A 9578-nucleotide genomic window follows, 5' to 3' on the forward strand; every position below is an offset into this window, starting at 1 on the left:
GCCCCACCGGTACGGCGCAACCCCCTGTGCCTGACGCGGAGCTGGTGCGCAGCAGCCCTGGCGCCGCTCTCCTCGACTCCAGGCAGAGCGACAGGCGGGCCTTCACCCAGGCCGGGTCGGCGAGGGTGTTGATCTACTCCTGAACGAGCGGCGGCAGCGTCCTCGCGAGGCTGCGGGATGCGCTCACCGACGTCGAAGAGGGCGGTGTTGTCGGTCATGCGGAACCTCTCGGCTGGCGGGTCAGCAACTGGTCACAGCGGTCCACCGACGGCGGTGGGCGACGGTCTTCGGGCAGAGCGGCCCGTCGTTGGGGCAGCGAAAGCACCCGTCCGACGATCTCCTCGGCCCAGCACGGAGGATCGTCTTTGTCGTCCTCCGGCTCGGGATCCCGTGCGGCGGCCTCGGCCTTGCGGGCCTCGATGGCCACCACGTCCGGGCTGGTGGAGCCTGCCCTGACGGCGGCGGCGATGCCGGCCTGGACCGCCTCGGCGGGAAGCCGCCGGTGCAGCAGCAGGACCTCGCCCAACGCTCTGGTGCCCGCCGCGTCGCCGTGGGCCTTGAGGGCGGCGGCCCAGAGCTTCATGGGCGGCGGTGAACGTGCAACTCGCCGATGGACTCCTCGATCAGGGCATCCACAACGCTCTCCCACTGCTGGGCATCGAGCACGGGTACGCCACCACCCCGAACCGACTCCCCGGAACGCACCCGTCGCCACAGGCCCCCCACTACATCCGGGCAGCACACCGCTCGACGTCACCGCGCCAGCCCTTCCCAGAAGCCGAACCCCTTCGCGCGACCCCAAAGGCGCCGCCCGGTCGGCGACCGGGCCTCGCTGATCAGCCCCGCGTCCACCACGGGCAAGGCGTCGGGAGAGGAGGAGCCTGCTTGCGCCCACCGACCGAGGCCCTTAGCATTACGAACGTAATATAATTGCTGGCACCCGCCCCTCGGAAAGCCCGGGATGAACAACAGCATCCTCGCCCCCGCGGGCAAGATACGGAGACGACGATGAGAGCCATCACGGTAGAGCGCTACGGCGACAAGGCAGGCGTGCGCGCCGCCGAAGTGCCGGACCCGGAAGTGGGCGCGAACGACGTGCTGGTCCGGATCCAGGCCGCGAGCGTCAACCCGCTCGACCGCATGATCCGGGACGGGCAGATGAAGGCGATCCTGCCGTACAAGGTCCCGTTCGTCCTGGGCAACGACATGGCCGGAGTGGTTGTCGAAGTAGGTAGGGCCGTCACGCGGTTCGCCGTGGGCGACGAGGTCTTCGCACGGCCCGACAAGAACCGGATCGGCACGTTCGCCGAACTCATCGCGGTACACCAGGACGACGTGGCGATCAAGCCTGCCACTCTGACCATGGAAGAAGCAGCCTCCCTCCCTCTGGTCGCTCTCACCTCGTGGCAGGTGCTGGTCGAGCGGGCACACATCCAGCCAGGTCAGAAAGTCCTCATCCACGCCGGCTCCGGCGGCCTGGGCACCGTCGCCATCCAGCTGGCGAAGCAGCTGGGCGCCCACGTGGCGACCACCACGAGCACAGCCAACGTCGACCTCGTGAAGCGCCTGGGCGCGGACGTCGTCGTCGACTACAAGAAGCAGGCGTTCGAGACGGTGCTGCACGACTACGACGTCGTTCTGGACTCGCTCGGCGGTGAGACGCTGGTGAAGTCCCTGGACGTGCTCAAGCCCGGCGGGAAGGTCATCAGCGTCGCGGGCCCGCCCGACGCCGCTTTCGCCAGGGAACTGGGAGCCAATCCGATCATCCGGCTGGTGATGTCCGCGCTGAGCTTCCGAGTCCGACGAAGCGCCCGGCGCCGCAACGTGACGTACTCGTTCCTGTTCATGAAGGCCAGTGGCGACCAGCTGCGCGAACTCACGCCGCTCATCGAGGCAGGCAAGATCCGCCCCGTCGTCGACTCCGTGTTCCCGTTCGAGTCGGCCCGAGAAGCGCTGGAGTACGTCGAAGCAGGACGTGCGAAGGCCGGCAAGGTCGTCGTCAGGGTCACGTGAGGAAGGCCTCGTCGGCTCCCGGGCCGGGCACTGTGCGAGCTGCACGCAGTGCCAGGTCGAGTCGGCGATGGCATTGCGGAGGCGAGCCGCGCAGAACGGCGTCGAGCCTCACGGTCAGTTCCCTTCGGAGGTCGTGACAAGAGGGCTGGCGCGCTCCCAGGTCGGCCTGCAGGTCATCGGCCGGCAGGCCAGAGGCGAAGACCCGGCCACGACGACTTCCCGCTTGCCGGTGCCGATGGCGGTGAGATCGGCTGTGGTCTGTCTGCGTGGGAGTCGCCGGAAGCGACATCAGGGGCCGGCGCGGGAAGCCGCTCCCTGACACCACCAAGCGCACGGGCCCTCCGCAGCCGCAGAGGTGGCCGCAGGCGCCGTGGATCAACTACCTGCATCAGATGCCCTCTTAACGGAAGCTTGACGCGGTCGCGTGACGCATCCCATGGGTCCTGGCGTCACGCTCTGCTTACCGTGGTGCGGCCGTCCACGTGATGGCTTGAAACCGACGCTGAGCCGCACACCCGGGAGAGCACACCGATGGCCACCACAGAGCACCCGCCGCCGAGCCGGCTGCGGACCTGGATGCTGGAGGGCCTGTCCGACATGGGCAAGCCCGGCGGCCACAAGGATGCGCACGCCGCGCCGGAACCGCCGCACAAGGGTCAGCCCTGGTGGCGCGTGATGTGCCTGACCGGCGTCGACTACTTCTCCACCCTCGGCTACCAGCCCGGCATCGCCGCCCTCGCCGCCGGCCTCCTCTCCCCCGTGGCGACCATCGTCCTCGTGATCGTCACCCTCGCCGGCGCGCTCCCCGTCTACCGCCGCGTGGCCGAGGAGAGCCCTCACGGCCAGGGCTCGATCTCCATGCTGGAGCGCCTGCTGACGTTCTGGAAGGGCAAGCTCTTCGTTTTGACCCTGCTGGGTTTCGCGGCCACCGACTTCCTGATCACGATCACCCTCTCCGCCGCCGACGCCTCCACCCACCTGGTGGAGAACCCGCACCTGAACAGCGCCCTGCACGACCAGCAACTCCTGATCACCCTGATCCTGATCGCTCTGCTCGGCGCGGTCTTCCTCAAGGGCTTCCTGGAGGCGATCGGCGTCGCAGTGGCCCTGGTGGGCGCCTATCTCGCACTGAACGTCGTGGTGGTCGTCGTCGGCCTGTGGCACGTGATCACCGAGGGCCACGTGATCACCGACTGGTCGACCGCGCTGACCGCCGAGCACGGCAACGTCTTCGTCATGGTCGGCGTGGCGCTGATCGTCTTTCCCAAACTCGCGCTCGGCCTCTCCGGCTTCGAGACCGGTGTCGCCGTCATGCCTCATGTGAAGGGCGACGAGGGTGACACGGAGGAGGATCCCAGGGGCCGTATCCGGGACACGAAGAAGCTGCTCACGGCCGCGGCCGTCATCATGAGCGTCTTCCTGATCAGTACGAGCTTCATCACCACCCTCCTGATCCCGGAGAAGGAGTTCGAGGACGGCGGCGACGCCAACGGCCGCGCCCTCGCGTACCTGGCCCACGACTACCTGGGCAGCGCCTTCGGCACGCTCTACGACGTCTCCACGATCGCCATCCTGTGGTTCGCCGGCGCCTCCGCCATGGCGGGCCTGCTCAACCTGATGCCCCGCTACCTCCCCCGCTACGGCATGGCCCCGCACTGGGCCCGCGCGGTCCGCCCCATGGTCATCGTCTTCACCCTGGTCGGCTTCCTCGTCACCTGGATCTTCGACGCGGACGTGGACGCCCAGGGCGGCGCGTACGCGACCGGCGTCCTGGTCCTGATCAGCTCGGCGGCGATCGCGGTGACGATAGCGGCGCGGAAGGCCGGCCAGCGTGGCTGGACGATCGCCTTCGGAGTGATCTCGGCGGTGTTCCTGTACACCACCGCCCTGAACGTCGTCGAGCGCCCCGACGGCGTGAAGATCGGCGCCTGCTTCATCGCGGGCATCATGCTCGTCTCCTTCCTCTCCCGGCTGGCCCGCGCCTTCGAACTCCGCGTGACCAGCGTCGAGCTGGACGAAATGGCGGAACGATTCGTGCGTGACATGTCCCACCGCCGTATGCGCTTCATCGCCAACGAGCCCGACCAGCGCGACAAGGCCGAGTACCACGACAAGATCGAGCAGATCCGGCAGGACAACGACGTCCCGGAACAGGAGGACTTCGTCTTCGTCGAGGTGACGGTCACCGACCCCTCCGATTTCGAGGCGGGCCTGACCGTACGCGGTGAGGTCCTGCACGAGCGTTACCGGGTCCTGACCCTGGAGTCCTCCTCCATCCCCAACTCCCTCGCCGCCCTCCTCCTCCACGTCCGCGACACCACGGGCCGCACCCCGCACATCTACTTCGAGTGGACCGAGGGCAGCCCCTTCGCCAACTTCCTCCGCTTCCTCCTCTTCGGCCAGGGCGAGGTCGCCCCCGTGACCCGCGAGGTCCTGCGCGAGGTGGAACCGGACCGAGCCCGCCGCCCACGCGTCCACACCGGCTGACACCGGCGCGCCCCCTCAGCCCTCTCACGGCTGAGGGCGACGCAACTAGGAACCAGGAACCAGGACTACCAGCGTCACGACGCGAATGTCGCGGGCTGAGGGTCGGCAGCTGATTCCGTCGAGTGTTGCCTCCTGCCTGCCCCCCTCATCCATGTGAACGAGAAGAGGCCGGCTGCGGCCATGACGACTGCCGCGCCGACGGCCGCGAAGTTCATCCCGTGCGTGAAGGCGTCGCGCGCGGCTGCCAGAACGGCATCGGCGCTCTCGTCGGGCAGTTGGGCCGCGGCGGCCGTCGCGCCGCCCAGCGTTTCCCGTACGGCTTCGGCCTGCGGCCCGCCGGAGGGCAGCGCACCGGCCATGTCCCGGCTGTAGACGGCTGCCCCGATGGACCCGAGGATCGCCATGCCCAACGCTCCGCCCAGCTCCTGACCTGACTCCAGTACGGCCGCGGCTGATCCCGCGCGCTCCGGTGGGGCCGCGCCGAGGGCGAGTTCGTTGGCGAGGGTCATGGCGGCGACCAGGCCGCCCGCGTACAGGGAGGCGCCGGCGAGGGTGAACCAGAGTGCCGAGTCGGTGCGTACCTGGGTCAGCCAGAGGAAGCCGCAGGCGGAGAGGAAGAAGCCGCCGCCCATGACGTACGCGCGGTCCATGCGCTGTGCGAGCACCGCTCCGGCCGGGGCCATGACGGCCACTCCAGCAGCCGGTACCAGGCTCCACAGCGCGGCGTTGAACGGGCTCAGACCGAGGACGGACTGCAGATACTGGGTGAAAAAGACGGCCATCCCAACTGTGGCGAACATCGCGAGGAGGTTGGCGAACACCGGGCCGCCGAAGTTGCGCCGGCCCAGCAGGCCGAGGTCGATCATCGGATGTGTGAGGTGCTTTTGTCGGCGTAGGAAGACGAGGCCGAGCACGAGCCCCACGCTGATGCCGAGAGCGGACAGCGGCTCGTACCCGTGCCGGGCCCATTCCTTGATGCCGTAGATGACCAAGAGCACAGCGCCGAGTGAGAGCACCGCGCTCAGCAGGTCGAAGCGCTCGCTCTTCGCCGACTTGAACTCCGGCACCAGGAAAGGCACCAGTACGAGCAGTAGCACCATCGCGGGCAGGTTGATCAGGAAGATCGCGCCCCACCAGAAGTGCTCCAGCAGCAGACCGCTGACCACGGGCCCGAGTGAAATGCCCGTCGTCATGACGGCGGTCCACAGCGTCACCGCCTTGCCACGCTGCTTCTCATCGTGGAAGAGGTTGCGAATCAGCGCGAGAGTCGAGGGCATCAGGGCGGCGCCGCCCAGACCCAGCAATGCCCGTACGGCGATGAGCAGTTCAGCCGTGTGCGCGTACGCGGCGGCGACCGAGGCCGTTCCGAAAAGCAACGCTCCCGCGAGTACCAGGGCGCGCCGTCCGATTCGGTCGCCGAGCGCGCCCATCGTGATGAGCAGCCCGGCGAGGACGAAGCCGTACATGTCGAGGATCCACAGCTGTTGCGTCGCGCTTGGCTCCAGATCCTGACTGACGAAGGGGATCGCGAAGTACAGGACTGAGACGTCCATCGAGACGAGGAGCAGGGGCAGCATCAGGACGCCGAGGGCGGTCCATTCCTTGCGCCCCGCACGGGGGCCGGTTGGGTTCTCCATGGTGGAAGGGAACCGGCAGTGCGGCGTACACCGCAAACAGGTACCTAGTGCACTCCGTCATCTCCCCTTGGGCCGCTGCCTGATTGTCCTGTGAGTGCACTAGTACAGTGCTCTCATGGCTACGGAACCGCCCTACCTCCGCATCGCCGGCGACATCCGCCGACGTATCGCTTCGGGGGAGCTTGCGCCCGGCACCCGAATTCCTTCCACCCGGCGCATCACCCAGGAGTGGGGCGTCGCGATGGCGACCGCCACGAAGGCACTCGCGACCCTGAATCAGGAAGGTCTGGTGCGGGCGGTGCCCGGCGTCGGCACCGTGGTCGCCGAGCCAGGACGAGAGGGGCCTGCGACTCCCCGCCACGGACTCACCCGGGATCGCATCATCCGCGCCGCGATCGCTCTCGTCGACACCGAAGGGCTCGCCGCGCTCTCCATGCGCCGAGTCGCAACCGACTTCGGTGTCTCCACCATGGCGCTCTACCGCCACGTCCCGAGCAAGGGCGAGCTCGTACGGCTGATGTCGGAGGCAGTGTTCGACGGAGAACCACCGGGGTCGAGACCGCCCGGCTGGCGCGAGCAACTGGAAAGGGAGGCAAGGTGGTTGTGGGGTCGGTACCAGCGCCATCCCTGGCTGGCGCGGGCCATGGCTGCCCTCACCCGGCCGATGGCCTCGCCCCACGCGATGCGCTACACCGAGCGGGTTCTCAGCACCCTGAACGGCCTGGGGCTGACACCGACCCAGATCATCCACGTCCACCTCGCTCTTCTGGGGTACGCCCAGGGCGTCGCTGCGGCCGTCGAGCTGGAGTCGCAAGCGCGGCAGGACACCGGAATGACCCCTGAGGAGTGGATGGCCTCCAACGAATTGCAGTTGGAGAGGATCCAGGCCGCCGGGTCCTACCCGGTCCTGTCGACTCTCTTCGACCAGGAGGAGTTCGACCTCGAACTCGACACGCTCTTCGAGTTCGGACTCGCGCGGATGCTGGACGGAGTCGAATCGCTCATCGGGAAAAACGGGGGCTAGGACCGTTCGGTCCAGAGCTGGAGTTCGAGCTCGGCACAGTGCCTGTCAAGGCTGCAGACGGCAACACCGGTTTCCTGTGCCGTTCGACAGCGGCCAGAGCCGGGTGACCTGATTGTGCTCGGCCCCGAGGCGGCTGCCCAAATGACGTTGCGTCTGTCCGGGGGGTCGTGGAGCCTCTCACGCCGGAGGTGGTCACAGTGACCGACATCAGGATCTCCCTGTCCGTGCGCGATCTCACCCACGAAGATCTGCCGTCGTGCGACTGGTCGGGCTCCGCCATGCACGTGAGGCAGATCGCCGAGCAGTTGCGCCGGGCCGAGCGCGGCGAGGTCGACTACCTGGCTGTCTGCGGGCCCGCAGACGTGCCGGTGGCGATCGGCGGCGTCGACTACGTGCGAAAGAGTGGTGCTGGCACGCTCTGGCAGCTCGGTGTCCATCCGGCACTTCAGTCGTGCGGCATCGGCACCCTGCTGATCAGCTCCGCAGAGGCTCGGATCACAGCCCGTGGTCTGGCGGTGGCCGAACTGGGCGTGGAGGACAGCAACCCCAGAGCCAGAGCCCTCTACGAGCGACTGGGCTACCAACCCTACGGCCGTGAGCTGGACTCCTGGGACGTGGAGACCGAAGAGGGCTCGGTCAAGCGGTACGAAACCATGTGCGCGTTGCTGCGCAAGGACCTGACATAGCCTGGGGTCGCCAAAAATAAGAGCGAACATCGGGCGACGCAGCAGCGAAGCATCGGCATGCAAGACGGGGAACGGTGCACGGCCGGAATGCCTCCTCCCGCCAGGAGTCCTCGACTGGGCAGCGGCTGGCCCACTGCTGCCGTAGCACCGGCAAGCACCTGATCCAGAGCAATTGTCAAGAGTTGTGGATCGCGTGTGATGCCACCCAGGAAATCCGAGTTTTCGCCTCCAGCTCTGATTTGAGTCAGCCCCAGTCGGTCGGGCATCGTTGCAGCGCATCGCGGTGCCGGTCCGCATAGCCAGTGTGAGCCGAGATGCGCTACAAATTGCCCATGAAGTTGATCACGGAGCTGTTTGACGCGCGCGAGTGGCCTGCTGAGCAGTTGGAAGAGCTCTTCAGCGAGGGATTCCCGGAGTTCATCACCGCTGACCGGCTGGCCAAGCAGTACATCGGCCGGGTCCGCGAGTGGTTCACCGAGCTCAGCCTCATGATGGTCGACGAGCGCGGCGTGCCGGTCGCCGCCGGCTGGGGGATACCGATTCGCTGGGACGGGCAAGCGGAGACGCTGCCCTCCGGCTACACGGACGCCACCATTCGCGCCGTCGAGAACCGGGAGCAGGGCATCGAGCCCGACACCCTGGTGATCTGCGGCGCCGTGGTCACACCCTCCCTCAAGGGTCGAGGCCTGGCCGGGGAGACGCTCACTGCGCTGCGGCGACTTGCCGTGGAGCACAGTTGGTCGCGGGTGATCGCCCCGGTCCGCCCGACCTTGAAGTCGCGGTACCCACTGGCGCCTATCGAGTCGTTCATGGGATGGACACGCCCGGACGGCACTTCGCTCGACCCGTGGATCCGCACCCACCAACGTCTTGGCGCGCGCATCATCGCCGCTGCCCCGGCCTCGCAGACGATGACCGGCGCGGTCTCCGAGTGGGAGCAGTGGACGGGCATGGCCTTCCCGGAGCCGGGCGACTACGTCATCCCGCAGGGCCTCAGTCTGCTCCACGTCGACAAGGACAGCGATCAGGGCATCTACGTGGAGCCCAACGTGTGGATGCAGCACATGTGACGGCCAGTCACGTGTGACCGGGTCGCAGTTGCCGATCTCTGTCGATCTGTCGAGCCAGGTCAGGCGGCGGTCGACTCGGTGCGTTCGACCAGGTGGCCGTTCTCGAAGAGGGCGCCGGCGCGGACCAAGGACACCAGGTGGGCTCCGGTGATCGCGCGCCATCGCGCCTGAGCGGACTCGACCAGTTTGAACACCATCGCGAGCGCGGCCGCCGGGCTGCCCGCGCCGCGGGTGACCTTGGCGCGGAGTTTGACCGTGGAGAACGTCGACTCAATCGGGTTTGTGGTCCGCAGGTGGATCCAGCGCTCGGCCGTGAAGCCGTAGAACGCGAGGAGTTCGTCCCGGTCGTCGGTGATCTTCGCGACGGCTTTGGGGAACTTTGCGCCGTAGGTCTTCGCGAACGCCTCGATCGCCTGCTCGGCGTGAGTGCGGTCCTCGGCGTTGTAGAACTCCTGCATCGCCTTGGTCGCGCCAGGTTGGGCGGACTTTGGTAGGCAGTTGGTGACGTTGCGGGCTTTGTGAACCCAGCACCTCTGCGGCCGGGCAGTGGGGAACACCTCGGTGTCAATCCCCTCGAACTGTGGAGTCCTTCCTATGCAGCCAGCTCCACGGTGAGGCCGGCCCCGTACTCGCGTTCGTAGTCGATCGGGCTCTTGTAGTC

8 protein-coding genes are annotated in these 9578 nt (G+C 67.6%); 5 read left to right on the top strand and 3 right to left on the bottom strand.

Going from position 1 to position 9578, the window contains the following annotated elements; translation table 11 throughout:
- Positions 1–214 precede the first annotated feature (214 nt).
- Positions 215–583 (bottom strand): hypothetical protein, encoded by a 369-nt coding sequence (locus P1P70_RS34045; protein ID WP_319244716.1) that lies wholly within the window; start codon positions 581–583, stop codon positions 215–217.
- 425 nt (positions 584–1008) lie between these two features.
- Here P1P70_RS34045 and P1P70_RS34050 point away from each other — a divergent pair, with 425 nt between their 5' ends.
- Together P1P70_RS34050 and P1P70_RS34055 are read left to right on the top strand one after the other, a co-directional pair.
- On the top strand, positions 1009–2013 hold the full coding sequence (locus tag P1P70_RS34050) for an NADP-dependent oxidoreductase (protein ID WP_319244717.1): 1005 nt from the start codon (positions 1009–1011) through the stop codon (positions 2011–2013).
- A 531-nt stretch (positions 2014–2544) separates the two neighbouring features.
- Entirely contained in the window at positions 2545–4500 is a 1956-nt protein-coding gene (locus tag P1P70_RS34055) for an amino acid transporter (RefSeq protein WP_319244719.1), read from the top strand.
- Between the two features lie 74 nt (positions 4501–4574).
- Here the strand turns inward: P1P70_RS34055 and P1P70_RS34060 are convergent, their stop codons facing one another.
- Positions 4575–6137, bottom strand: coding sequence for an MFS transporter (locus P1P70_RS34060; RefSeq protein WP_319244721.1), 1563 nt, complete (start codon positions 6135–6137; stop codon positions 4575–4577).
- Between the two features lie 115 nt (positions 6138–6252).
- On the opposite strand from P1P70_RS34060, the gene P1P70_RS34065 reads away from it, so the two are divergent.
- The 3 genes from P1P70_RS34065 to P1P70_RS34075 all read left to right on the top strand — a co-directional run bounded on the left by P1P70_RS34065 (position 6253) and on the right by P1P70_RS34075 (position 8917).
- Complete coding sequence (locus P1P70_RS34065; RefSeq protein ID WP_319244723.1) at positions 6253–7161, top strand: TetR/AcrR family transcriptional regulator C-terminal domain-containing protein; 909 nt, start codon at positions 6253–6255, stop codon at positions 7159–7161.
- A 197-nt stretch (positions 7162–7358) separates the two neighbouring features.
- Positions 7359–7847, top strand: coding sequence for an N-acetyltransferase (locus P1P70_RS34070; protein WP_319244725.1), 489 nt, complete (start codon positions 7359–7361; stop codon positions 7845–7847).
- Positions 7848–8179: 332 nt separating this feature from the next.
- Entirely contained in the window at positions 8180–8917 is a 738-nt protein-coding gene (locus tag P1P70_RS34075; RefSeq protein ID WP_319244727.1) for a hypothetical protein, read from the top strand.
- A 59-nt stretch (positions 8918–8976) separates the two neighbouring features.
- Here P1P70_RS34075 and P1P70_RS34080 read toward each other — a convergent pair.
- Positions 8977–9578 (bottom strand): transposase (locus P1P70_RS34080; RefSeq protein ID WP_413471611.1); only part of this gene is annotated, 602 nt, incomplete at its 5' end.

Origin of the sequence: Streptomyces sp. MB09-02B (genome assembly GCF_033794485.1) — a bacterium.
GTDB lineage: Bacteria > Actinomycetota > Actinomycetes > Streptomycetales > Streptomycetaceae > Streptomyces.